The 24,035-nt window shown below is 37.7% G+C and carries 24 protein-coding genes, 2 tRNA genes and 1 pseudogene; 22 read left to right on the top strand and 5 right to left on the bottom strand.

Translation table 11 applies throughout. The features are described from left to right. Positions 1-141, bottom strand: a pseudogene (locus tag CP367_RS03035) (IS256 family transposase); the annotation flags it as partial. Between the two features lie 20 nt (positions 142-161). Here CP367_RS03035 and CP367_RS03030 point away from each other — a divergent pair. After that, positions 162-1,820: an ABC transporter ATP-binding protein gene (locus tag CP367_RS03030; RefSeq protein WP_233186484.1), complete on the top strand. Its 1,659-nt coding sequence runs from the start codon at positions 162-164 to the stop codon at positions 1,818-1,820. Between the two features lie 90 nt (positions 1,821-1,910). Here CP367_RS03030 and CP367_RS03025 read toward each other — a convergent pair whose 3' ends face one another. After that, positions 1,911-3,569 (bottom strand): phosphoenolpyruvate carboxykinase (ATP), encoded by a 1,659-nt coding sequence (locus CP367_RS03025; protein ID WP_089145665.1) that lies wholly within the window; start codon positions 3,567-3,569, stop codon positions 1,911-1,913. Between the two features lie 214 nt (positions 3,570-3,783). Between CP367_RS03025 and CP367_RS03020 the strand changes: the two genes are divergently transcribed. The 6 genes from CP367_RS03020 (at position 3,784) to CP367_RS02995 (ending at position 10,631) form a co-directional block, all read left to right on the top strand. Continuing rightward, complete coding sequence (locus tag CP367_RS03020; RefSeq protein WP_068812682.1) at positions 3,784-5,604, top strand: TerB N-terminal domain-containing protein; 1,821 nt, start codon at positions 3,784-3,786, stop codon at positions 5,602-5,604. A gap of 4 nt (positions 5,605-5,608) precedes the next feature. Further along, entirely contained in the window at positions 5,609-6,937 is a 1,329-nt protein-coding gene (locus CP367_RS03015) for an ATP-binding protein (protein WP_061204485.1), read from the top strand. Positions 6,938-6,946: 9 nt separating this feature from the next. Further along, complete coding sequence (locus CP367_RS03010; protein ID WP_089145664.1) at positions 6,947-9,184, top strand: DEAD/DEAH box helicase; 2,238 nt, start codon at positions 6,947-6,949, stop codon at positions 9,182-9,184. Positions 9,185-9,229: 45 nt separating this feature from the next. Continuing rightward, a complete protein-coding gene (locus CP367_RS03005; RefSeq protein WP_013085917.1) occupies positions 9,230-9,601 on the top strand; it encodes a hypothetical protein in 372 nt (123 codons plus the stop codon). Positions 9,602-9,725: 124 nt separating this feature from the next. After that, positions 9,726-10,484 carry an NADPH-dependent oxidoreductase gene (locus CP367_RS03000; protein ID WP_089145663.1) on the top strand — a complete coding sequence of 253 codons (759 nt, stop codon included), beginning with the start codon at positions 9,726-9,728 and terminating at the stop codon, positions 10,482-10,484. A 74-nt stretch (positions 10,485-10,558) separates the two neighbouring features. Next, positions 10,559-10,631 (top strand) — tRNA-Thr (locus tag CP367_RS02995). A gap of 221 nt (positions 10,632-10,852) precedes the next feature. Here the strand turns inward: CP367_RS02995 and psiE are convergent. After that, complete coding sequence (gene psiE, locus CP367_RS02990; RefSeq protein ID WP_061204488.1) at positions 10,853-11,260, bottom strand: phosphate-starvation-inducible protein PsiE; 408 nt, start codon at positions 11,258-11,260, stop codon at positions 10,853-10,855. A 140-nt stretch (positions 11,261-11,400) separates the two neighbouring features. On the opposite strand from psiE, the gene CP367_RS02985 reads away from it, so the two are divergent. Then, on the top strand, positions 11,401-12,003 hold the full coding sequence (locus CP367_RS02985; protein WP_065989407.1) for a sugar O-acetyltransferase: 603 nt from the start codon (positions 11,401-11,403) through the stop codon (positions 12,001-12,003). Between the two features lie 51 nt (positions 12,004-12,054). Here the strand turns inward: CP367_RS02985 and CP367_RS02980 are convergent, their stop codons facing one another. Next, the gene (locus CP367_RS02980; protein WP_013085921.1) at positions 12,055-12,450 is read right to left on the bottom strand and encodes an iron-sulfur cluster biosynthesis family protein; all 396 of its coding nucleotides are present in this window, start codon (positions 12,448-12,450) and stop codon (positions 12,055-12,057) included. Between the two features lie 96 nt (positions 12,451-12,546). Here CP367_RS02980 and CP367_RS02975 point away from each other — a divergent pair, with 96 nt between their 5' ends. After that, positions 12,547-12,777, top strand: coding sequence for a hypothetical protein (locus CP367_RS02975; RefSeq protein WP_005720889.1), 231 nt, complete (start codon positions 12,547-12,549; stop codon positions 12,775-12,777). A 46-nt stretch (positions 12,778-12,823) separates the two neighbouring features. On the opposite strand, the gene CP367_RS02970 is transcribed toward CP367_RS02975, so the two are convergent. After that, positions 12,824-13,024: a hypothetical protein gene (locus CP367_RS02970; protein ID WP_005720890.1), complete on the bottom strand. Its 201-nt coding sequence runs from the start codon at positions 13,022-13,024 to the stop codon at positions 12,824-12,826. A 141-nt stretch (positions 13,025-13,165) separates the two neighbouring features. On the opposite strand from CP367_RS02970, the gene CP367_RS02965 reads away from it, so the two are divergent. From CP367_RS02965 to CP367_RS02905, 13 genes are all read left to right on the top strand, one after another. Continuing rightward, entirely contained in the window at positions 13,166-14,038 is an 873-nt protein-coding gene (locus tag CP367_RS02965; protein WP_023487910.1) for a metallophosphoesterase family protein, read from the top strand. A gap of 446 nt (positions 14,039-14,484) precedes the next feature. After that, entirely contained in the window at positions 14,485-15,111 is a 627-nt protein-coding gene (locus CP367_RS02955; RefSeq protein ID WP_013085924.1) for an IS607 family transposase, read from the top strand. Positions 15,112-15,142: 31 nt separating this feature from the next. Then, positions 15,143-16,435 (top strand): RNA-guided endonuclease TnpB family protein, encoded by a 1,293-nt coding sequence (locus CP367_RS02950; protein WP_179210798.1) that lies wholly within the window; start codon positions 15,143-15,145, stop codon positions 16,433-16,435. A gap of 193 nt (positions 16,436-16,628) precedes the next feature. Then, complete coding sequence (locus CP367_RS02945; RefSeq protein WP_233186485.1) at positions 16,629-17,180, top strand: PTS transporter subunit EIIC; 552 nt, start codon at positions 16,629-16,631, stop codon at positions 17,178-17,180. An 18-nt stretch (positions 17,181-17,198) separates the two neighbouring features. Continuing rightward, positions 17,199-17,354, top strand: a complete 156-nt coding sequence (locus tag CP367_RS10935; protein ID WP_233186486.1) for a hypothetical protein — start codon at positions 17,199-17,201, stop codon at positions 17,352-17,354. Between the two features lie 455 nt (positions 17,355-17,809). After that, a complete protein-coding gene (locus CP367_RS02940) occupies positions 17,810-18,481 on the top strand; it encodes an SLAP domain-containing protein (RefSeq protein ID WP_089145662.1) in 672 nt (223 codons plus the stop codon). Between the two features lie 161 nt (positions 18,482-18,642). Beyond that, positions 18,643-19,707: an SEC10/PgrA surface exclusion domain-containing protein gene (locus CP367_RS02935; RefSeq protein WP_089143386.1), complete on the top strand. Its 1,065-nt coding sequence runs from the start codon at positions 18,643-18,645 to the stop codon at positions 19,705-19,707. Between the two features lie 76 nt (positions 19,708-19,783). Beyond that, positions 19,784-20,359, top strand: coding sequence for a histidine phosphatase family protein (locus CP367_RS02930; protein ID WP_005720898.1), 576 nt, complete (start codon positions 19,784-19,786; stop codon positions 20,357-20,359). 6 nt (positions 20,360-20,365) lie between these two features. Then, on the top strand, positions 20,366-20,956 hold the full coding sequence (locus CP367_RS02925; protein WP_089145661.1) for a histidine phosphatase family protein: 591 nt from the start codon (positions 20,366-20,368) through the stop codon (positions 20,954-20,956). A gap of 68 nt (positions 20,957-21,024) precedes the next feature. Beyond that, positions 21,025-21,684 (top strand): putative quinol monooxygenase, encoded by a 660-nt coding sequence (locus CP367_RS02920; RefSeq protein WP_089145660.1) that lies wholly within the window; start codon positions 21,025-21,027, stop codon positions 21,682-21,684. 47 nt (positions 21,685-21,731) lie between these two features. Next, positions 21,732-22,418, top strand: a complete 687-nt coding sequence (locus tag CP367_RS02915) for a glycerophosphodiester phosphodiesterase family protein (protein WP_089143383.1) — start codon at positions 21,732-21,734, stop codon at positions 22,416-22,418. 196 nt (positions 22,419-22,614) lie between these two features. Then, a tRNA-Gln gene (locus CP367_RS02910) sits at positions 22,615-22,686 on the top strand. Between the two features lie 131 nt (positions 22,687-22,817). Next, a complete protein-coding gene (locus CP367_RS02905) occupies positions 22,818-23,990 on the top strand; it encodes an aminotransferase class I/II-fold pyridoxal phosphate-dependent enzyme (protein ID WP_065989421.1) in 1,173 nt (390 codons plus the stop codon). The last annotated feature ends 45 nt before the right edge of the window (positions 23,991-24,035 follow it).

Genomic DNA, 24,035 nt, shown 5'->3' with positions numbered 1-24,035 from the left:
ATAGAGATCATAGCCCAGAAATGCAGTCAATTCAGCTTCTAGCAAGTTATTAACAGCCTGTTGTAGCTCTTTGCGCAATAAATCATTTATTTTGTCTGGATTGAATAGAGCTTGAGCAAAATCTTTGGTAAAATCATTCATGAAGGAGTTCTTCTTTCTGTATGTTTTTTTTTGTTCAAACCAATCATACGAGAAAGGAACTCCTTTTTCTAATGTTTAAAGAAATAAATTTAAGGAATCATTCATCCTTACACAAACTATTTTACAGTCTCGTTTTATCGGCCATTTCAGCATTTGAAGGGGTATTAAATGCTGTACTGTTTGGACAATTAACTAATATCAATTTTAGTAACATTGACCACGTTTATAAATTTATTGGCTTAGCCTTTGGCGCATATCTGATAGTCTACATAGCCATGCTCTTGTTTTATTTGGTTCAAAATAGAATTGTGATGCTATTAAATATTGCTTTAAAACAAGAATATTTTTATTCTAAATTTGCTAATTCAGACATGAAGCAAGCAAGAGGAGCAGATGTAATCAATTCGATTAGTGGTACTGCTAAAGAAATTGAACAAAAATATTTCTTTGGGATAACTGACATAGTTCAGTTTGTATTTAATGTGGTTGCATCGGCAATAGTTGTTGTAGAAACTAATCTGATTTTGGGAATTATTTATTTGCTTCTTTCAGCGCTAACCCTGATTCCAAGCTATATTGGCAAGAAGAGGATGAATGAGAAAACCGAAAAATGGAATAAATCTAACTCACAGTTGATTCAGGCAATGAAGGATATATTTGAAGGACGCTTAGAAATACTGAATTTTGGTGTCAGACATCTTTTCTTTAAACGATTTGATCGAATCTTGGTTAATGAGGAAGACAAATATCGTAAGATGAATAATTGTCAATTCCAGGTACAATTCATTGCATGGTTAATCTCTTTAGTTACACTATTGCTACCAATTTTTATTGGCTTGCTTTTTATGCAGAGAGGCTGGTTTAACGTAACGGTAGCGGCCATTATAACTTTAAGTTTGTCAGCTGATAGGGTTGTGGGATATCTAAGAACAATTGCTTTGTATCAGACTCAAATTCATAGCACCGATGCAATTAGAAAAATAAAAAGCTATAATTTTGAAGAAAGTGAAAGTGTTAAACAAGATAATCATGACTCTCAAGCTATTTTGAAAATAAAAGATTTGTCTTTTTCATATGGTGATAAGAAAATTTTAGATGGTATAAATTTAACTTTGCGTGATCATGACAAGATCATTGTTACTGGGGCTTCAGGCATTGGGAAAAGTACATTAATTAATTGTATTGCTAATAATCTGAAGTATAACGGTGAAATCACCTTTGCTGGTCATCAAATTAATCCTGCCGATTTCATCAAGATCTCGCAAAGAATCTGGTTATTCCAAGGTACAGTGAGGGAGAATCTATCACTTCTGCAAAACATACCTGATGATCTAATGCTTCATGAAGCAAAAAAGATGGGACTGATTCATGAGTTTGGCAATGATTTTTTAGATAAATTAATTTCAGATGACGCGAACAATTTATCAGGTGGTCAGGCACAACGACTTGCTTTAGTTAGAGGTCTAATTCGTTCTAAGAAGATATATTTGCTTGATGAGATTTGTTCAAGTTTAGACCCTAAAAATAGTGATGCCATTCATAAGATAATCTACCAATTGCCGGCTATTGTCATTGAAATAGCACATAACTATAATCCACAACTTGCACAAGAGAATAAAGTGCAAGTTTATAAACTGATAGATGCCAAACTACAGAAGCAAAATTACATTGAGCAATAAAAAAGACGGGAGCTGAATTTCAACTCTCGTCTTTTCGTCATTAAGAAATTAAATTTTAATTGAATGAGACACTAATTTATTTCCTTAATATTAGCTCAATTCTTTGATGATAGCTTCCAAGGTCTTCTTAGCTTCATCTTGAATTGGAGTTTCTGGGTGTTCTTCATCGTACTTGTTGAGCCAGTTCAAACGATCTTGCATTCTCTTAGCTAAGGTCTTTTGGTATTCTGGGTCTTCAAGGTGAACTTCATAACCATCAATAGGTAAGTATGATACACCCTTGAAGTTGCCGAATGGCTTGAAGTCGCTATCCTTGATGCTGCCGTTAGCCAAGTCTTCGATTAACTTCTTAGTAACTTCCTTAGGAATATCCTTGCCCATGAATGCATCAGTGTTCAAGCTGTAGCAGCTAGCACCACGCTTAGTGAACAATTCCTTGAAGTCTCTGTAGTCACCTGAAACTGGGTAAGCTCTGAATGGGTCTGCAAATGGTTCAATAACCAAAGTATTCATGTCAAAGCCCTTAGGTAAGTTTTCAGCTGAAGTACGCTTGGTTGCTAAAGTACAACCCATAGTAGTTGCCAATACTGGGTCATCGATCTTGATGATTGGAGGTAATGAACCGTCCTTCATAATCCAGAACAATGCAGTAATTGGTGACTTTTCGAAGTCTACACGGTGAGGACTAGTGTAGCGGGTCTTGATAACACGACCGTTGTTGTTACGTAAGTCTTCGGTTACGATAACTTTCTTGCCGTCTTTGTCTAAGGTTACATCACAGTTCATAATAGTGGTGTAGTACTTAGTCTCGTGGTGGCCTGCTGGGTAGTCGTGAGTCTTGTCAAAGTATGAAGGTTCAAGAGCTACTGAAGAACCGTCTTCACGTGAAATAATGAAGGCATCATCGTGTAAAACAGTGATGTCATATTTACCATCGTACATTTCGTGAGTCAAAGTTGACTTACCTGAACCTGACAAGCCGTAGAAAGCAAAGGTCTTGTCGTCTTTGTTGTCAAAGTGGAATGACTTTTCACCACCGTGACATGCAGTGTAGCCATGACGGTGAGCAATTGCCCAAGCTAAGGTCAAAGTACCTTTCTTAAGTTCACCGAAGTAGCGTAGGTTAAAGACAGCAGCACAGTTATGTGGAGCGTCAAATACGCCTAAGCCCTTAGGGTAATCTTCGTCTTGAACATTTGGATCGAAGTAGAAGTAAATATCTGGTTCATCGTAGAACTTTGACTTTTCGTATAATTTTTCAGCTTCATCGTCAAAGAAGTGGAAGTTAAGGATGTATGAAAGAAGGTTAAAGGCTTGATCTTCGGGCATCATGATGTGAGCTTTTACAGTGAATGATGGGTCAAGACCTACTAAAACAGTAGCCTTTAAGTATTTTTGTTCATGTCCCTTGTAAATATCTTCACGTAAGTTGCCGTCTAATGCTTCAGCATCTTCATTAGGATTGTCAACGAAGTGACGAGCACTGGCAGTTCTACCTAAAATCTTGCCGTGGTTGTAAACTAATTGAGTTGCACCATGTGGCAAACCTAATTCCTTAGTGTGTAAGATTGGCAAGTCAGTAACAATAACGCCTGATTGCTTCTTAGCTAAGTTATAAGCTTCTGCAACACTGGTTACTTCGTGGACATTGTTGCCGTAAAATGCACTTTCAATAGTGGCACGAGTGCGGCTAAACATTGGATTATCTTTTCTTAATTCATCTTGAGAATAACGTTCTTTTGTACTCATATTAAGTTTTTGTCCTCTCTAGGAAGCTTTTATAAAAACGCTTTCAATAACTTACATAAACTATAGTAACATAATTGCTTGTTAATAACCACACAAATATAAAAATATAAAATTTATGAAACCTAAAAATATACATGAGGAGCTGACATGCGTGACTTTGGTAAAAAATAAATCGATGATATAATGAACGTACGTGCGAAAAAAAGGAGACAAAATGGATTCAAATCAACTCTTCAAATATGTCTATGCCAAATATGGTTTGAAATTTAAGCCTGCTGTACCAGGTTCCACTAGCGTTTACGTTTTAATGTCACCAGTTGATAGTGGTTATTTTGCGATGTTATCACGTGGGCAAGGTCAGAGTATATTGGACCTGAAATGTGGTGCAATGGCTGCACTAATAAGAGATTTGCCTGGCTTCACTGATCCAATGAAGATCAAGGCGGCAGATTGGGTTGGGGCAATATTAGAAAAAGTTAGTGAAGATTCACTCAAAAAAGCACTTGATTTTGCTTTTAAACTGGCGATGAATGGTGATGAAGTAAATATCGCCCAGAATCAATATTTTTATATTGCACCAGATAAAGTAGATGACCGCTATCAAGCCCAAGCAATTAAACCAAGTGAAAATCTTCGCAAGAAGCATAACAATAGTCTGGTTCCAGATAGAATTAGAAAGATGCTAGAAATTTATGACTACAGCATTTTGCCCAGTCGTGGCCGAGCTAAGAATTTTTATCAACAGGCTAGGATGATGGCCGACTATGATGATGATTATCCTGAATTTTTTGCCTTTAAGCGTTTTTATCCAACTTATCACGATATGAATACTGGGCAGCTTAGAAGTTACTTTACTTGGCGTAGCAAGATTCGCCAGCATGTTTTTGAAAAAACGAGTACATCCTATGCCTTTGTTTATATTTATGAATTACTGAACAATATTGGTGTTGATGACGCACAAGATGGATATGAAAAGCTGTTAGAATTTGAAGGAAAATATGTGCGACAATTTGACATTAGTATTGATGTATATTTACAAGACTGGCTCAAAGATTATGTTCTTTATTATGATTTAGACGAAAAAATTATTAAGCAGCGCTTTGCATCTGAGATTAAGCGTGATCATGATTATGAGGTTTTACACCATCCAGAAAAATTTACTGCGCAAGAGTTAGCAGCAGTCTTTGCAAAGAAAACGACTTATTGGAATTCATCTAAAGTTATTAATAAGAATGAAAAGTTATTTGTTCAACTGTTGCGTTACGTGTGGCTGGAGCTGCTGGATGCTAAAAAATACGGCATTGCATATTACAGTGCGTTTGTGGGCAAGCCTGATATAATTGAAAAGCCAATCTTTGCAGGCAGTGTTTTTTATCTGCGAAAACAACAAGTAGCTGACCATCAGATTGATGCAGTAAGAAAGTATCATTTTTACCAAGGAAAATGGCAAATTCATTGTGATCAACAAATCAGCCGTCAGCGGGTTAATTTAAATAATTTTCTCCATGAATTAGATAGAGTGGCGCGAACAGAATTTAAACTAGGTCGGTCGATTAAGCCGCGATTTATTGATCAAGCTGTACTTAAGGCAATTAACGCGGGGGTTGCTGAATATCACATTCAAGAAAAAAAGGCGCAGATTGATCAGATTAAGATTGATTTTTCCGATTTGGATCAAATTCGGGCCAATGCTTCGAAGACGCGTGATAGTTTGTTAACGGATGAGGAAAAGCAGCTAGAGCAGGCAGAAGCGCAAGAAGAAGTAGAAAAACAAGCAGATGAAACTGTCAAAGTTGATAATGAATATGGCTTAGATGAAAATGAAATGTTTTTCTTAACTGCATTGCTGATGCAGCAGCCTTGGCAGACCTATTTGAAGCAGCACCACTTAATGGCATCAATTTTGATGGATAATATTAATGAAAAATTATTTGATGAATTCGGTGATGTGGTTTTAGAAAATAACGAACAGGACCAACCACAAGTAATTACCGATTATGTAGATGACTTAAAAGATATGTTTTTGAAGGGATGAAATCATGCCACAAAAAAGAAGAGTACCAAAAAGAATTGCGCAAACTGTCCTTAATTCATTAAAGGGTGGGGTAGTGCCAAGAATAGGGTTACCTTATATTACCGTGGGGAGAAAGGCCGAGATTGAGGCCCTATTACACGATGTGGATGTTATTCAAGAAGGCGGAGCAAGCTTTCGTTTTATCGTGGGTCGTTATGGCTCAGGAAAAAGCTTTTTACTTCAAACGATCCGTAACTATGTGATGGATAAAAATTTTGTTGTTGTAGATGGTGATTTATCACCTGAACGTCGGCTGCAAGGATCAAAAGGACAGGGTTTAGCAACATACCGTGAATTAATTCAGAACTTATCAACTAAGACTAGGCCTGAAGGTGGTGCCTTGACTTTGATTCTAGATCGCTGGATTAATTCAGTGCAGATGCAAGTTTCGCAAGAAACAGGCTTAAATAATGATGATCCTAAATTTGAGCAAGCAGTTGACCAGAAAATTTATGGCGTCATTTCTTCATTAAACGAATTAGTTCATGGTTTTGATTTTGCTAAATTGCTGAACATGTACTATCACGCTTATATGAGTGGTGATGATGAGACTAAGGCTAAAGTAGTCAAGTGGTTCAGAGGAGAATATAGCCATAAGACTGAGGCTAAAAAGGAATTAGGCGTTGATATCATTATTAGTGATAGTGATTGGTATGAATATTTAAAGTTATTTGCGACTTTCTTTAGACAAGCGGGCTATGCTGGTTTAATGATTATGATTGATGAATTGGTTAATATCTATAAAATTCCGAATGCAATTAGCCGCCAGTACAACTATGAAAAGATTTTGACGATGTATAACGATACCTTGCAGGGAAAGGCAAAATACCTGGGAATCATCATGTGTGGTACACCCCAAGCAATCGAGGATCGTCGCCGTGGCGTTTATTCATATGAAGCTTTGCGTAGTAGATTAGCAACTGGAAAATTTGCTCAAGCAGGTGCGCGTGATATGTATGCGCCAGTGATTAAGCTGGAACCACTAACCGCAGAAGAGATGTTGGTTTTAACGGAAAAATTGGCTGACATGCATGCGGGACTTTATGGCTATGAACGGACAATTACGGATGATGATTTAGCGCAATTTATCAAGATTGAATATGCGCGGGTTGGTGCGGATACTAATATTACGCCGCGTGAAATTATTCGTGACTTTATTGAATTGTTAGACATTGTTTGGCAAAATCCACAGACAGATATTCAGACTTTGCTTAATTCAGACCAATTTTCATATGCTAAGTCTGAAGCAGTATCTGATAATCAAGAAAAAGATTACACTGAATTTCAAATTTAAGGATTAATTATGGACGTTTTTTCACATTACGCGCCTTTTATTCAAGACTATATTTATGAACATGGATGGCGTACCTTGCGCCCGATTCAGGTGGCCGCAGCTGAGGAAATTTTTGAAACTGAGGATAATGTATTGCTCTCAGCTTCAACTGCATCAGGAAAAACAGAAGCGGCCTTTTTCCCAATTTTGTCGGATATTTATCAAGAGCCGGAAGATTCTGTTAAGGTGCTGTATATTGCACCATTAAAAGCTTTGATTAATGATCAATATGATCGATTGATCGAGTTGTGCCAGGATGTGGATATCCCTGTTTGGCGCTGGCACGGTGATGTGGCTCAAACGCAGAAGAGAAAGCTGCTCAAACATCCCTCGGGAATTTTGCAGATTACCCCAGAATCACTCGAGAGTTTTATGATTAATAAGCATATGGACATCCCGCATTTATTCGGTGGATTGAAATATATTGTAGTAGATGAACTACATTCATTTTTGCGAAGTGATCGTGGTGGACAGACTTTCTGTTTAATCGAGCGGCTAAGCAAGTTAGCTGGAGTCAATCCCAGAAGAATCGGACTTTCTGCAACGATTGGCAATTTGAAAGAGGCTAGTGCTTTTTTAGGTGCAGGTTCTAATCGGAAAACTGTCGCGCCCAAAGTGCAAAATCAACCTCAAATCTGGCATCTATCGATGGAACATTTTTATCAGACAGATCCCCAAGCTAGCAGCAAAGATTTTGATCCAAGCCAGATTGAACCTAAAACTGATCGGGCCCCCGAATTGGCAGATCCAGGAATTGGCTATATTTTTGAACATACGCGTGGCAGAAAATGTTTAGTTTTTACCAATAGTCGAGAAGAGTGTGAGGCAGTTTGTCAGGAGTTGCGGGCTTATTGTGCATATAATCATGAACCCGATCGTTTTATGATTCATCATGGCAATTTGTCACCTGCATTGCGTGAAACGGCAGAAGCAGCGATGAAAGATGAAGATGTCTATATGACAACTTGTGCCACTGCTACGTTAGAGCTCGGAATCGATATTGGACAACTAGAAGCAGCCTTTCAAATTGATGCTCCGTTTACCGTATCCGGTTTTTTACAAAGAATGGGACGCACAGGTCGCCGTGGCAATCCCCCGGAAATGCACTTTGTTATGCGTGAAGAGCATCCTGAATCGCGGGCAATGTTACCTGAATTGATTCCATGGCCATTGTTGCAAGGGATTGCCTTAGTGCAGCTTTATGCAGAAGAAAAATGGGTTGAACCGCCTGCACCTAACCGACTTCCCTATAGTTTACTCTATCATCAAACTATGAGTACGCTGGCATCAGGCGGGGAAATGACACCAGCAGAATTAGCTTCAAGGGTATTAACTCTATCGTATTTTCATAATGTTTCACAAGAAGACTATCGCATCTTATTAAAGCATCTGCTTAAAACTGGTCACATTGAATGGACTGAAAATCATGGCTTAATTGTTGGTCTTGCTGGTGAAAAAGTTGTGAATAACTTTAAGTTTTATGCCGTTTTTCAAGAAAATGAGGAATTCAGTGTGCATGCCGGCAGTGAAGAATTAGGAACAATCGTGAAGCCCCCTCCCGTTGGGGATAAGATTGCAATTGCTGGTCGCGTTTGGGTAGTTGAAGATGTTGATCGCAAGCGCCATCAAGTATATTGCCATGAGGTGAAGGGAAGAATTCCTGCTTTCTTTGGGGACGTGCCGGGGGATATTCAGCCGAAAATTTTGCAAAGAATGAAAAAGGTGCTGACTGAAAAGGGGATGTATCCGTATTTAATGCAGAATGCTCAAGCAAGATTAACCCAAGCACGTGACACTGCCGCCTTGGCTGAGTTGCCAAAGAAGAATCTGATCAAATTAGGTGGCAATATGTGGTGTCTTTTTCCTTGGACAGGGACTTACGCATTTTTAGCATTGGAACGGTTAATTAGAATTAAATGCGGTGAAAAACTAAATATTCGTGGCTTTAATTCTTCCCGTCCATATTTCATGTACTTTGCAATGGATGCCGATGAGGATGACTTCTGGCGGATCATTAATGAAGAAGCACAAAAAGACTTTGATCCCTTAGACCTGGTTTATCCTAAGGAAGTTCCTGGAATTGATAAGTATGATCAATATTTGCCAGATGAATTACTTAGAAAAGAATTTGCGCAGAGCGTTTTGGATATTCAAGAAATGAGACGGTGTGTTAAGGCAATGGCAGAGGACTATCAAGAGAATAAGTAGAATTCTGTTATAATAGAAAAAAACTGATTAGAAAAGAGAATAAAAATGGCTTTAAAAATTAATCAATCTGTTTCTAAAGATGCCCAGGCACGTGATTTGCTTAAGGAATTAATCAAGGTGCACCAAGTTCATCAAGCTTATAATGTGCGTGATTTGACTGATGCCGATGAACAGATTTTGGAGAAAGCATTTAACAAAACACGTCAATTAATGCCAAGAATTACTGCTAAGAAAATTAAGTTTGATGATAAGCAATGGGATTCATTGTTCAACTTATTGATGGCAGAACAAATTGCTTTTGCTCGAGTATTGAGTGAAGGCGATGAAAATTTGACGACTTATGCTCAAGCTAAAAATCAAGCTGAGCAAGCTGCAGCCTTAGTTAATGCACAAATGGTTAAATTGGATAAAAAGTAAAGAAATTCCTGCTCAATTTGGCGGGAATTTTTTGTTAGGCTTAATTTTAAATAGTAACTTTACAAAGGAGACTATAATTTTGTACACTACTTATAAAAAAGAAGTAAGTTAAAAGAGGAGCGCAATGCTACATAATTCAACAGTTGATGCACAAATCAATCATAGATCAATTAGAAAATTTAAAGATGAAGTGCTGAATAAGGAACAATTGGAAACTTTATACACAGTTTTTCAACATACTGCAACGAGCATGTTTATGCAAAATGCCAGTTTGCTTCATGTAACTGATCCTGAACAGAAAAAGAAAATCCAAGAGCTTTGCAATCAGAAGTATGTTGGCGCCGAAGGTGACTTATTTATCTTCATTGTTGATTTGTACCGTAATCAACAAATTCGTCAACAACTTGGCAAAGATGATGGCCGTGTTCATACGACTGATATCTTTTTCCAAGCTATGGAAGATACACTGCTTGCTTTTCAGAATGTGGCTAATGCGGTAGAAAGCATGGGATTAGGCTATGTGCCACTTGGTACGGTGAATGATCATCCTTTGGAGATGCTTAAGACTTTAGATTTGCCAAAACTGACTTTTCCAGTGTTGGGGATGCAAGTTGGTGTGCCAGATCAAGAACCACAGCTGAAGCCGCGCTTGCCACTTGAATATACATGCTTTGAAGGTAGTTATAAGAAGGATTTTGATGTGAAGGATCTTAAGGACTACGATGACGTGGTTACGACTTATTATGATTTGCGGGATGCTAATCGCCGGATTGATTCATTTACCAAGCAGATTACTGGCAAAAAGCTTGATAATCATGAGACCGATCGGGATCAATTGCCGGAAGAATTGCATAAACAAGGCCTTTGTTTAGATTGGAAATAGAATTGCAACAAGAATAATGCTGTGGTGATTGCACCCAGTGAATTGTTTTGGTATAATTCATTTGTTGTGAGGTCGCTGAATTAGCTCAGTTGGTAGAGCATCTCCCTCGTAAAGAGAAGGTCGCCAGTTCGACTCTGGCATTCAGCATCAGAGTATTACTAAAAAGCATTATTTATTTTCAATATTGTTAATAAATGATGCTTTTTTTGGTTGTATGAATTACGTTCAATAATGAAAGGAAACGTAGTATGCAGATATGGCAATGTTTTTTCTAAGAAACAACTTAATGAGTTCATGGTGCAAAGTTAATTAGTAAAACAAAAAACTGTATCACTCCAATGACATTAGCCTAGAGTGATACAGTTTTTTTACATATTACGCAGATTTTTATTGAAAATAATCATTGCGATTACTAGTACTAAAATTGAAGCAGAAGTGGCAAGCGTACTCCAAATGTTACTATGAGAAGTAATCAGACTGCGAATTAGCGCAGTAACACCTAAGCCCAATAGAAAATTGATGCTAGTGTGACCGTGATGACGCAAGGCTGAAATAATCATTGCAGTAAATTCAAAGAAGAGGAAGAAAACGATAATTTCTGACATAATCTCGGAGTTGCTTTCTTCGATCTTAGTTGAAAATAATGATTGGCAAAGTGGAATTAGATCGCGGAATAAGAGTATGATCAGAATAATCCCGAGTAAACCAATTGCGACTACTAGTAGATTCTGTAAAAGGCGAGTAAATTTAGCGGTAAATTTGTTGAAGTTTTTCATGGCTTTAATCCTTTCTTTTTTACCATTATAGAATAAGCAATAAGATTAGGGCTAGTGTGCTAAATATTATGCGTCAAACATGCGAAAGCGCTTTTTCTTTTCTATAATAAAAATAGAAGAACTAATGAAAGGAAAGAATCATGTCGCTTAGAACAAAATTTAATTACATGGCAACTGGTCGTCCTTATAATGATGCGGATCCTCGCCTTGACACCTTGAGAGACCTTGCTACCTTGAAGACCAATAATATTAATAATGAGAATGATCACGCTAAAAAAGAAATATTAATCAAAGAACTCTTTGGTTCAACAGGTGAGCATCCCTTCGTAAACCCTAATTTTCGTTGTGAATTCGGACAAAATATTCATGTTGGGGATAACTTTTATGCCAACTATGATTGCACGATTTTAGATGGCGCGCCTGTTTATATTGGAAACAATGTTTTGTTTGGTCCTAAGGTTGGCTTGTATACCAGCAACCATTTATTTGATCCAGCCGAACGAAAAGCCGGTGGCTGTGTTGCACATTCGATCGGCATTGGTGACAATGTCTGGCTAGGTGCAGGGGTTAGCGTAACTCCAGATACAATTATTGGACGTAATTCAATTATTGGTGCAGGCAGTGTAGTTGTGAATGACATCCCAGATAATGTAATTGCAGCGGGGAATCCATGCAAGGTAATTAGAAAGATTACCGCTGCAGATCGTACTGGATTCGATCCTAATAGTGGTCAATTTCTATAGAAAAAAGACAGTAGTTGATTTCAAACTACTGTCTTTTCTGATCATCTTAATCTAGCAACGCCATTCAACGCCGGTCATTTTTACATTCTTTTGAGCTTTAATTAACTCGGCGCCATTGCCGATATCAACGCCGCCATCAAGCAATCCTTCGTCACTCTTTAAGTTGAGGGATGCATTGGCGTAGTCAACCACTAAATTTGGTCCCATCATTGTGGTGTCGTATTTAGAAGTGTAAATATTGATTCCTTGGTTATTTTCAAATTTGATTGGATAATCAGGATCAACTTTGTCTACATAAATAATGGAAAAGTGACTGCCAATTGCACAACCGCCGCCTTTGATAGAATATTTACCACCACCATCGTCGGCGATTAAAATTAGAATTTTATTCAAGATTTCGCGTCTTTTTAAGTAGTCAAGCGCCTTGTCAGTGAATGTAATTTTCATTTCGAACACTTCTTTCTTGTTTCATCTTGTTAACTCAATTATAGTCAAAAAGAATAGTAAATAAATTAATTTAAATCAAAAATGGAGGAAAAATAAATGACTGATAAGAGCCATGATCCAGATAATTTTGATTGGCTGGATTCCATTATTAATGAAGAAACTGACAAACGTGTAAAAAATGAAGGTCCTCAAAAGAAGGATCAAACAAGTGATGATTCTGATAATCATTGGTTTGATTCGATCATCGATGCAGCAGTTGAAAAACGTACTAAGGAAAATGAACGGATTCTGCACAAATTGAAGGAAAAAGAAAATCAAAATAAGTAAAAAGGTGGAAGAAACACTCTAGGCTTGGAGTTCTTCCACTTTTTATTTATTCAGTGTAGATAATGATCATTTCCTGCCATTCATTGCTTTCGCCGATGTTGCGAAATTCAAGCTTGAATACCCTGGCGTTTGGATGTTTTTCTTCCCAGCTAGAATAAGCATCAGATGGCATGTCTTCAGTTGATTGATATTTGAAAGAATCAACATGTAAGTCCTTTGCATCAATTGCATTTTCTTCATTAAACATTGCAATCACTTCTTTTCATATCTATTGTAGCCTTTTTTTGCCGGAGGTTAATTTTAGGATTGCATAGAAAAAGAACCAGTGTACATCTGCTATAATTAAGAAAAGAATGTTAGTTTAATTTAGCCCATGGGGTAGTATGAAATGAAAAAAATTATCAATCGAACGCTGTTGGATGATCGAGTGAAGGAGAACTATATCTTCATTTCTGATATTCATGGCAACTTAGAAACCTTAGACTTAATCAAGCAGGCAACAGCAGATTTTCCAGAAGCACAATTAGTTGCGGGCGGTGACTATGTTGATGGCCGCGAGCATGTGAAGGAAGTATTGGATTATTTAATTGAACAAAAAAGCGAAGGAGCAATCGTACTACTGGGTAATCATGAGCAAATGTTACTCAATTTTGCGGAGAAGCAGGAACATCAAGATGGCATTTGGTTTTATAACGGTGGTGGCAAGAGCCTAGTTAGTCTGTTTGGCAGTACAGTTTTGCCTGATGAGTTGCGTGATAGTGAGTATTATCGCTTTCTAAAAGGCTGTCCTATTATGTATGAAACGCCACACTTGATTTTTGTTCATGCGGGTGTGCGGCCAGATGAACAGTATAATGATCCGGAAACTTACTCTGAGATAGAGTATGGCTTGAAATTTGACTATGATTTTTACCGTATTTGGGCACGAGATAAATATTGGTATTCCGATTCCTTATTGAAAATGATGGCTCATAACAAAACGGGCAAAACAATTGTGACTGGTCATACGCCAACAGCTGCTTTAGAAGGAAAATATGATGATGGTCGACAAATGAGGCGGCTATCGATTGATGATTGTATCGTTAGAACAGTGCAATACCCAGGTGAGCCAGCAAGAATTTTTACTGACGGTGGTTCACACTCTGATCCATTGATTTATCCACATAATGATGGGAATGTTGTAGTGCTAGATGGCATGGGTAAAATAGTCCGTGTTTATAACTGGAAGCATCCCCACGGTACAAGATTTGAAAACCAATAAAAAAGCATCCCTTGCGGATGCCTTTTTTCGATTTAGAGATCAAAATTTGCTTAATCTTCGACTTTCTTTGCTTCGTTCATAGCCTTCATGATTGAAGGGTTCTTTGAATGACAATCTTTGATCATTTGTAAATCTTCTTCGCTTAACTTTACTTCGTATTTAGCCATAACTTCATTTCCTCACTTTATTCTTATGATTACATGTAAACTATAGCACTTACAGACATAACTGCAATATTTTTCTTGGTAGATTAATATTTCTGTGAAAATAGTGGTAATAAAATTGCTTTCATTATATTATTGATTAGATAGGTATATACCAAAGAAACACGAGCTTATTTTTAGATTGAAGATAAATAACAAATCAAGTAAAATATATTATAAAATGTTACTATAGTGTTCTAATATGTGATATAATCTCATCGTAAGGCGGTGAGATTATTTTTTATGACTGACTATTCTAATCGAATTATGTATTTAAAAGAAGCTGCTGCTTATGTTGGCAAAGCTCCTTTTACCCTTCAAAGCTGGGATCGTGCTGGCAAGCTAAAAGCGCACAGAACCGAAAACAATAGACGTTTCTACTATCAATCAGAGCTTGACGCTTATTTAGGTATTAGACGTGACCAAGCTGATCATCGAAAAACTGTAGCCTATGCAAGAGTTTCTTCTAATGGTCAAAAAGATGATTTGCAGGATCAGATAGCCTTCTTAAGGCAGTTTATTAATGCCAAAGGTATTATTGCGGATGAATTTATTTCTGATATTGGTTCAGGTCTAAATTATAAGCGTCCTAAATGGCTTAAGCTGATCAAGGAAGTGGATCAAAACAGAATTAAAGAAATCTACGTTACTTATGAAGATCGGTTTATCAGATTTGGCTTTAAGTTCTTTCAAGAATTCTGCTCTTGGCATAATTGCAAGATAATTGTGCTTAACAACGAAGATACCTCGCCAGATAAAGAAATGGTTGACGATTTAATCAGTATTATCCATGTCTTTTCTTGTCGCTTGTACGGCTTAAGAAGATACAAGAAAAAAATACAGGACGACCCTGCTTTAAAGAATAAATAGGTCTATGAATAAAGAGAAAGGCGGTGAAATTATGTCTAATTATTATATTAAAACCCGCAGCTATGAGGTGTTTGCAAGCAAAGCAATGAAAAATATCTTAGACCGCAATTGCGACTACCGCAGATATTGTTGGAATCAAGCTTTGGCTTTATGGAATGATTTGTATTCAGCGCATCAAATCTATGACAAGATCTGCTATACTACTTTCACTCCTAAAAAGAATAAGAGAAGCAACAAGCTAAAGATCATCCAAAAAGATGTTCATTTAAATCCTAGTCCTAATTGGCGCTTAGTTCGTGACAGGCTGGTTGAAGAAAAAGAAGATTGGCAGTTTGCCTATTCTGCTCACTTGCTTCAACTAACAGTACAAGACTTGGGCAAAGCTTGGAAGAGCTTTTTCGATAAAGCTCAGCCTGATTGGGGCAAGCCTCACTTTAAATCTAAACGTGCCCCCAGACAAGGCTTTAAGAGCGATCAGGCCAAGCTGATTGATGGCCGGCTGTTCTTGGAAAAGCCACAAGGCTTAAAGAAAGATTGGGAGCCGCTTATTCTGTCAGAAAAGCCAATGAATTATCCTACTGGAGTCATGAGCTTTTATCGTGAAAATGGACGTTATTTTGTGTCTATCCCATATAAGATTCCAAAGCAAAAAATAGATAGGAAAGCTGATACCGGAAAGGCAACAGGAGTTGATCTTAATGTGGGTCATTTCAACTATCTTGGCGGAAATAAAAGCATCCTGCCTAAAAAACTTGAGCAAACTTATGAAAAAATAAAGCATTATCAAAGACTGTTAGCTAGAAAACGTGAAGTCAATGGAAAAGAACAAGCAATGCAAAGCAAAAAGTACTTGAAGACGAAAACCAAGCTTCAAGCGGCTTATCAGCGTGCTTCAAATATCCAAAATGACTTAATGCAAAAATTTACCACTATGCTGGTTGATAATTATGATTCGATTGTCATTGAAGACTTAGATGTCAAAAAGATGATGATGAGCCATGTTGCCTCAAAAGGAATGCACAGATCAATGTTTGGCAAGTTTAGGCAGGTTTTATCTTATAAATGTGAATGGTATGGCAAGAAACTAATCGTAGCCAATAAACTGTATCCTTCAACTCAAAGGTGTGCAGTTTGCGGATTAGTCAAAAAAGGCGATGAAAAGGTCACCCTTTATGGCAATAAAAAGCACGGCACTAAGCATAACGAATTTATTTGTTATAATCCAGCATGTTCAAACTATAACAAAAAAGTTGATCGTGACGAAAACGCCATGCTCAACTTAACAATTTTGATAAAACATCCCGAATTAAATAGAGCATTATAAATAAAGATTATGGGCGAGGCTACGTCCGATAAAGAAGCCAAAAGAGTTGGTCAATGCGATTACTCCCAAGTTGGAATATCGGAAAACCGATGAAGACGTTGGTAAGAAGAATAAAATGCACGAAAGTCCAAAATGTATTCAAATCTAAATCAAGGAATACATTTGCATATATTTTTCATAGCAGGGAATTATTATGGCTAATAGTAAATCGAGCGGAGGTTTGAATGCGTTTGTTAACAAACACATTATGCCTGTAGCCGCTAAAATAGGCAGTTTTAAACCTTTAATTGCCGTTCGTGACGGTATCGCCATGGCTATGCCGTTAATTATTGTAGGATCATTATTCATGATCATTAATTCATTTCCAGTTGCCGGTTGGTCTGATTGGCTATCAAAAACTGCTGTTCATGGTATAAGCCTGGCACAGATTTTAGCCAAGATTACTAATGGCTCCTTTGGGATCATGGGCTTAATTGCAGCTTTTGGAATTGCTTGGAGTTATGCTAATCAATATAAGACAGATGGTGTTTCTGCCGGAATTGTTTCTGCATCTGTATTCTTCATTTTGACGCCAAGTATTATGAGTGGAGATAAAGTTCCGGTTGAAGGATTTCCTTATACTTACTTAGGTAGTAGAGGCTTATTTGTAGCTATTATCTTTGGCCTTTTGAGTGCTTGGATTTTCCAATGGTTTATTACCACAATATTCAAATTAAAATGCCAGCTACTGTGCCACCTGCTGTAGCTAAGAGTTTTTCAGCTTATGATTGCGCCAATGGTAAATGCGATTACCACTTATTTTGCAATGAACCTAGGCTTAGTTCCATTATGTAATGGGACTGTAATTCCTTGGACAATGCCGCCAATTATTTCAGGTTTTTGGCAACAGGCAGTATTGCGGGCTCAATGTTGCAAGTAATCAATATTATCTAGACATTTTGATTTACCTGCCATTTATTGCGGCACTTAATAAACGTCAACTTATAGAAGAGGATAAGGCAGAATAATGGAATAAATTAATAAAAAATTTGTGAGAATTAAAAAAGAAAGAGGAAACTCTTTCTTTTTTCGTTTTGCAAAAGTGTTTCAATATATTAAATGCGAACAAGCTTTTGCACATAGCAAATAAAAATTAAAAATCGCGTTAAATGGCGATCTGATGCGGTTTTGTATCATCTAAATAAATTTACATAAATATTACAATTGTTACAATTTTGTCATACTTTGCAATAGTTTCTTAATCTGCAGGTGATATTCCTGTTATAGTTCTGCAATTTAAGCAAGGTAGTATATGCTGTGTCAATTGAATGGGACGGACGAATAAGGTGAAAATTCGTTACTTATGACTTTTAAAATTTTAAGGAGAGAATTTTTTTGAAAATTAAATCTATCTTAGTTAAGTCAATTGCGGTAACTGCTTTATCAGTTACAGGTTTAGTAGCAGCTAATAACAACACTAATACTGCTCAAGCTGCTATTGTAGAAAACGATACAGATGTTGTAACAGTTAAGAACGTTTCAGACAACGCAATCACTGTTTACAACAGCTACAAGAAGCCAGAGGCTACTGGCCAAACTTTGGCAAGCAACACCTCATGGAAAGTAATTAAGACTGCTTACGATGCCAAAGGTCACAAGTGGTATGACTTAGGCAAGAACCAATGGGTTCGTGCTAAGTATGTAACTCGCGGCTACCACACTCAAGCTGCTGTGACCCAAGCTCCAGTACAACACCAAACTCAAACTGAAAATACTAATTCTGCAGCAACTACTACTGCAGCAAATAACACCAACACTCAAACTACTACTTCAACTGTAAGTGGTTCAGAAGCTAGTGCTAAGGAATGGATTGCCGGTAGAGAATCTGGTGGCTCATACGGTGCTTCAAATGGTCAATACGTTGGTAAATACCAACTTTCAGCTTCATACTTGAATGGTGACTATTCAGCAGCTAACCAAGAGCGAGTAGCTGATAACTATGTCAAAGGTCGTTATGGCTCATGGACTGCTGCTAAGGCATTCTGGCAAGCAAACGGCTGGTACTAAAAATAAACCTCTTTTCAAAACTAAATAAGATCAAACTAACTTAAAGGAGGCATGCTGTCAAAATGATAGTGTGTCTCTTTTTGATTTTTTTAATTAAATAGATACGATATAATTTAAATAACAAATATTAATAATCAAAACATACAGAAAGTGGAACAGCTATGAAGCAAAAATTAATTGTGACTTTGTTGACTAGTGTTTGCCTGATGGGGACGGCTAGTGTAATACACGAAACGACACCACAAACGGTTCAAGCAGCAGTTAAGGGAAAAGTTCAGGTTAAAGGAACTAAGAAAGTTAGACTTTATACAAATAAGGGCAAGAAGTCTAAGTATTATGCTGTAGCTAAAAGAGAGTATTCTTATTCTGCTAAAAAGTATTTAAAGCTGGGCAAGAAAAAATATTTGGCTTATAAGATTGGAAATAACTCTCAATGGTTATTAGCTAAAAATGCCAAACTCGTTAAAAAGACTGCTGCAACGCAGAATTATGTAACAGCTACAATGAAGATGCCGAGCGGCTATACGAAAGCTAGTTTATTGCAAGCATATAAGGGGAAGCCAAGTGCTAGTTTTATTCAGGCTTGCATGAAAGGAATGGAGCAAAACAACTTTTCACGTGTTAGCTCAGGTGAAAGCAAAGCCGATCAAAAGATGATTAATCCTGCTGATCTTTCCGCTAGTGAGCAAAAAGAACTGGCAGAATTCTCTTTGCGCCTAATTAATAGTGCTCGTAGTCAATTAGGTTTGAAGCCGTGGGTTTATAGTTCTGGAGTAGAGTCCTTAGCTAATTCAATTGCGCAAGAATACGAGCAAAATGGCAAGAGTATCAAAGATGGCGATCACTATGTTGCCGGAATTGTACGGGCTTGCAAAAAACATGGCTTAGAATTAAACGATAATTATGTCGAAGATATGGCTGGTTTTTCTACTAATAAGAAGATTATGTCTATGGCTGAAATGAAGCGGAATATTTACTTTGGCTTGAAGCAAATGATCTTTGGCTTTGCAGGAGCTGGAGAAAATCAGCGTAATGATAAGAGCCTTTACCGCGAATGGGAGCATGCCGGTGATTTATTTAATACACAGGGCTCACGTCATGATGGGGACTACAATTATTATGGCTTTAGCATTTCCAAGACTGGCAATATTTACTCAATGCACTTCATTAGTGTGCCAAGTTTTGTTGTAAATTCGAGTGAATACAACAAGAACTTCAAAATTTAACGAAAAAAATATGAAAGCACGCACGACGCGTGCTTTTTTGATAAGATAAAGGAAAAAACGATTTAGCGAGGAAAATATGACAAAAACTTTATATTTAGTCCGCCATGGACAAACTTATTTTAACTATTACCATAAAGTTCAGGGACGTTGTGATTCACCATTGAATGAAAGAGGCATCCGCCAGGTTGAAATGGCCCGCGATTATTTTAAAAAGCAGGGTATTCATTTTGACAAAGCTTTTTCATCAACCCAAGAGCGTGCTTGCGATACTTTGGAAATTATTACTGATCATCAAATGCCTTATACGCGTTTAAAAGACCTGCGAGAAAAATGTTATGGCATTTTTGAAGGTCGTGATGAGTTCTTATTGCCTTGGAATTATAATAATCCTAACGTAGACCCAACTATGGAAAAAGACGAAGACGTTGTTGCTAGAATGCACCGTGCGGTAGTCGAGATTTTAAGCGGCTTAGAGGATGGTCAAACTGCTTTAGTTGTAGGACATGGTGATATTTTAGCTAAGTTTGTGCGCGATGCTACCGAGAATAAGAACTTTGGCGGTTTTGGCAATGCTTCAATCGTGAAGCTAACAGTTGATGGTAAAAAGATCCATTTTGATTCATACGTGTGGCCAGCAGAGGGTTTAAAGTAAGACGAAATGGCAATTAATTTATATTTAGTCAGACATGGTCAAACTTGGTTTAACAAACAGCACCGCATGCAGGGAAGCTGTGATTCAGCGCTAACACCATTAGGCATTAAGCAGGCGGAAGCCGTGCGGGATTATTTTCAAGATCAGGGAATTAATTTTGCTAGAGCATATTGCTCGACACAGGAGCGGGCCAGCGATACCTTGGAGATCATTACTGGTCCCGAAATGGAATATGTCCGGCTAAAGGATTTGAAAGAAAAAAGTTATGGCGCTTTTGAGGCGCGCAATATCTTGCTGTGGCCACTGCACCGTCTGGGTAAGTTTCGCGTAGAAGATAATCGTGAAGTGGTCGAGCGGATGGAGCGCGGCATTAACTTGATTATGCGGGATGCGCAGGATGGCGATAATATTTTAGTTGTTGGTCATGGCGATAGTTTGTCGCAGTATATTAATGAAAAAGCTAACCATCGTGAATTTTTAGGTCTGCCCAATTGTTCTTTTGTGCAGTTAACTAGCAATGAAGGAAATGCTTTGGAATACGTTCGCACTGAATGGCCAGCCAAAGGTGCCAAAATTGATCAAATAACTGGTGAATAGGGGCTTTTATTTTTCTGCATTAGTTTATAATGATAGGTGTGGAAAGATTATAGTACGAGGCAAGAAAAATGGATGAAACACCAATTTTTAGAATTACTAAATTAAATATCAAGGAAAACGATCGCGGTGAATATATCCGTGAAGTTGAAAATAACATGCACAACTCAATTCCAGTTGAAGAAGGAACTTTGTTAATTGGAAGCGCACATGACGATGCTCATGGTGAAGACAACTATGAAATTGAATTGTTCCGTAACAGCTTGGCAGAAGATTTGCACATTGCAGCAGATCATGCCGACAATTTTGCGGAAACCATCGACAAGATTTCCACAGACAAAGAAGTAATCGAATTAAAGCCCGAAGTTATTACCACAAAGGCTCATGATGCTTTGAATGATAACGCGGATCATTTTGTAATGCGCTTAGTTAAAGTTGAAGTTAAACCAGAAGATGCAGAAAAGTTTGCACATGAAGTTAAGAAAGAAATGACCACCAGCATGGCTGCTGAACCAGGCATGGAAATTATGATGTCTGGAGTCAATAAGAAGAACGAAAACGAATGGTACTTCGTTGAAGTTTACTTTGATGACAAGGCTTATGACGCTCATATCAAGTCACCACAATATGTTGAATACATTGAAAATACTGATGGAATGGTGGCTAGAAGAGATGTTAAGGATCTTGTACGTGATACTTTAGCAACTCAAGGTGCAATCGTATTAGATTAAGTTAGAGAAGAGATGCCGCGAGAGCGGTATTTTTTTATAGGTGAAAAATGGGTCAGACAATTGTATTTGCTCATAGAGGACTGCCGGTGAAATTTGCGGAGAATTCTTTGCAAGGATTTAAATATGCGGTAGAGCATGGCGCTGAAGGTGTCGAGTTTGATGTGCACTTAACTAAAGATAAAGTGCCGGTAGTAATGCATGATGAAAAAATTGACCGCACAACTAATGGCACGGGTTACATTAAGGACTATACCTTAAGTGAAATCAGGCGATTTCGTTTAGCTAACGGTGAACCGGTACCGATGTTAAGTGAATTATTTGAAATTCTTCAGGGACAGGATTTGTATGTTAACTTGGAATTTAAGACTAACAAGATTCATGATGAGGGGATTGAAGCCATCGTTTTAGCGTTAGCACAAGAATACCATTTTGTGCATCCCATTATTTTCTCTTCCTTCAATTATCAAACCTTAAAAAATTGCCAGCGAATTGATACCCACCAACAATATTGCTTTTTAACCAAATGGCCGGTGCCGTTTCCTGAACAGTTTGCGGCTAAGAATCATTTTGCAGCGATCCATCCGCATTGGTATTTACCTAGCAAAGTTACGCAAAGAATTTGGACAGTAGATAAAGTAAGCATAGCAAAAAGGTACTTTAAACTTGGTGTAGCTGGAATTTTTACCAACGACTTTGAATTAATGAATAAGGTTAAGAAGTCACAAAAGTTATAATCGTAAAAAAACAAATTAATTTTATAATTCATAAAAGAAAGATTCAGTATCCTTCGAGCAAATGTAGGTATTTTTAAAAAAACAAAACTTTTTTGAATTTTTTCTTGCTATTTTTTCTTCATTCCCCTATACTATTATCTGTTGAGTGATCGAGAGGTCATTCAAATAGAACCAATCAAGTAAAAGGTTTGAAGATTGGGTTATAGCCAAGTGGTAAGGCAATGGTTTTTGGTACCATCATGCGCTGGTTCGAATCCAGCTAACCCAATAGCAAGGTCAGGCAGTGAGCCTGATCTTTTTTTGCTTAAAAATCGAAAAAGTCTTTGACAAGAAATAAAGAAGTGCTTATATTTAAGTTAACTTTAATTCTGCTCTTATCTATATTATGAGGTGACTAGGATGGCTGACTTAACCAAGTACATGAAAAAGGGATTAGTTGAACAAAAGCCAGGACAAATTTTAGCTTTTGCGGCTTATACCAGTAAGATACCAAATATTGTCAAGTTTACGGTGGGTGAGCCAGATTTTAATACGCCTGAGCATATTAAAAAAGCTGCCCAAGAAAGCATCGCTAACAATCATTCCCACTATGCACCGTCTAATGGTACACCGGGATTGCGTCAGGCTGCAGCAAAGTTTTTAGCGGAAAAATATGGTCAAAAATATGCTGCTGATGAAATTTTGATTACGAACGGGGTTACGGAATCTATCTATGATTTTTTAACTGCAGTCATTAATCCGGGCGATGTAGTTTTAGTACCAACGCCGATTTTCCCACTGTACATTGGGGATGCACAATCGATGGGAGCTGAAGTGGTACAGCTTGATACTTCAGCTGATGATTTCAAATTAACGCCGCAAAAATTGCAGGCAGCATTGGACAAGTATGGTGATCGCGTTAAGGCGCTTGTCATGAATTATCCTACCAATCCAACAGGTGTGATGTATTCACAAGATGAACTTGATGCCTTAGCAGATGTTGTTCGAGATAAGCCGGTTTTTGTTCTTTGTGATGAAATTTATAGTGAGCTTAATTATGATCAGCCACATGCTTCGATGGAAAAGACTTTACATGATCAAGTTGTTTTAATGAATGGCGTGTCCAAAGCATGGGCGATGACGGGTTACCGGATCGGTGTGGTTGCTGCACCTAAGCCGATTTTGGATCAACTGGCTAAGATTCACCAAGCAATCACAACGACGGAACCAACGCCAATGCAGGATGCAGCTGAAGAAGCACTAGGCAATGGAATGAACGATGCACAGCCGATGAAGAAAGAATTCCAAAAGCGGCGTGATGTGCTTTATGAAGGATTAACCAAGTTAGGCTTTGAATGCGTTAAGCCTAAAGGTGCCTTCTACATTTTTGCCAAAATTCCAGCAGGCTTGGAACAAGATGATACCAAGTTTATTTATGACTTGGCTGAAAAGGGGCATGTTGCTGTAATTGCGGGCTCATTTTTTGCTAAAGGTGGAGCAGGATATATTCGTTTGTCTTACGCAACGTCGATGGATCAGATCAAAGAAGGCTTGAAACGACTAGAAAAATATGTCGCAGAAAATAAGCAATAAGTGCAAATAAAAGGGACCGATGTTATGTATCGATCCCTTTTGAAA

Source organism: Lactobacillus sp. UMNPBX16 (genome assembly GCF_002553775.1).
In the GTDB taxonomy this organism is placed as follows: domain Bacteria; phylum Bacillota; class Bacilli; order Lactobacillales; family Lactobacillaceae; genus Lactobacillus; species Lactobacillus crispatus.
The sequence above is the reverse complement of the archived record's forward strand: the minus strand, read 5'-3'. Positions and strand labels throughout refer to the sequence as shown.

What these genes read in the sequence shown, in the direction of transcription:
- CP367_RS03030 (WP_233186484.1), top strand. Translation starts at nt 162, where the DNA reads ATGTTTTTTTTTGTTCAAACCAATCATACGAGAAAGGAACTCCTTTTT.
- CP367_RS03025 (WP_089145665.1), bottom strand. Translation starts at nt 3,569, where the DNA reads ATGAGTACAAAAGAACGTTATTCTCAAGATGAATTAAGAAAAGATAAT.
- CP367_RS03020 (WP_068812682.1), top strand. Translation starts at nt 3,784, where the DNA reads ATGGATTCAAATCAACTCTTCAAATATGTCTATGCCAAATATGGTTTG.
- CP367_RS03015 (WP_061204485.1), top strand. Translation starts at nt 5,609, where the DNA reads ATGCCACAAAAAAGAAGAGTACCAAAAAGAATTGCGCAAACTGTCCTT.
- CP367_RS03010 (WP_089145664.1), top strand. Translation starts at nt 6,947, where the DNA reads ATGGACGTTTTTTCACATTACGCGCCTTTTATTCAAGACTATATTTAT.
- CP367_RS03005 (WP_013085917.1), top strand. Translation starts at nt 9,230, where the DNA reads ATGGCTTTAAAAATTAATCAATCTGTTTCTAAAGATGCCCAGGCACGT.
- CP367_RS03000 (WP_089145663.1), top strand. Translation starts at nt 9,726, where the DNA reads ATGCTACATAATTCAACAGTTGATGCACAAATCAATCATAGATCAATT.
- psiE (WP_061204488.1), bottom strand. Translation starts at nt 11,260, where the DNA reads ATGAAAAACTTCAACAAATTTACCGCTAAATTTACTCGCCTTTTACAG.
- CP367_RS02985 (WP_065989407.1), top strand. Translation starts at nt 11,401, where the DNA reads ATGTCGCTTAGAACAAAATTTAATTACATGGCAACTGGTCGTCCTTAT.
- CP367_RS02980 (WP_013085921.1), bottom strand. Translation starts at nt 12,450, where the DNA reads ATGAAAATTACATTCACTGACAAGGCGCTTGACTACTTAAAAAGACGC.
- CP367_RS02975 (WP_005720889.1), top strand. Translation starts at nt 12,547, where the DNA reads ATGACTGATAAGAGCCATGATCCAGATAATTTTGATTGGCTGGATTCC.
- CP367_RS02970 (WP_005720890.1), bottom strand. Translation starts at nt 13,024, where the DNA reads ATGTTTAATGAAGAAAATGCAATTGATGCAAAGGACTTACATGTTGAT.
- CP367_RS02965 (WP_023487910.1), top strand. Translation starts at nt 13,166, where the DNA reads ATGAAAAAAATTATCAATCGAACGCTGTTGGATGATCGAGTGAAGGAG.
- CP367_RS02955 (WP_013085924.1), top strand. Translation starts at nt 14,485, where the DNA reads ATGACTGACTATTCTAATCGAATTATGTATTTAAAAGAAGCTGCTGCT.
- CP367_RS02950 (WP_179210798.1), top strand. Translation starts at nt 15,143, where the DNA reads ATGTCTAATTATTATATTAAAACCCGCAGCTATGAGGTGTTTGCAAGC.
- CP367_RS02945 (WP_233186485.1), top strand. Translation starts at nt 16,629, where the DNA reads ATGGCTAATAGTAAATCGAGCGGAGGTTTGAATGCGTTTGTTAACAAA.
- CP367_RS10935 (WP_233186486.1), top strand. Translation starts at nt 17,199, where the DNA reads ATGATTGCGCCAATGGTAAATGCGATTACCACTTATTTTGCAATGAAC.
- CP367_RS02935 (WP_089143386.1), top strand. Translation starts at nt 18,643, where the DNA reads ATGAAGCAAAAATTAATTGTGACTTTGTTGACTAGTGTTTGCCTGATG.
- CP367_RS02930 (WP_005720898.1), top strand. Translation starts at nt 19,784, where the DNA reads ATGACAAAAACTTTATATTTAGTCCGCCATGGACAAACTTATTTTAAC.
- CP367_RS02925 (WP_089145661.1), top strand. Translation starts at nt 20,366, where the DNA reads ATGGCAATTAATTTATATTTAGTCAGACATGGTCAAACTTGGTTTAAC.
- CP367_RS02920 (WP_089145660.1), top strand. Translation starts at nt 21,025, where the DNA reads ATGGATGAAACACCAATTTTTAGAATTACTAAATTAAATATCAAGGAA.
- CP367_RS02915 (WP_089143383.1), top strand. Translation starts at nt 21,732, where the DNA reads ATGGGTCAGACAATTGTATTTGCTCATAGAGGACTGCCGGTGAAATTT.
- CP367_RS02905 (WP_065989421.1), top strand. Translation starts at nt 22,818, where the DNA reads ATGGCTGACTTAACCAAGTACATGAAAAAGGGATTAGTTGAACAAAAG.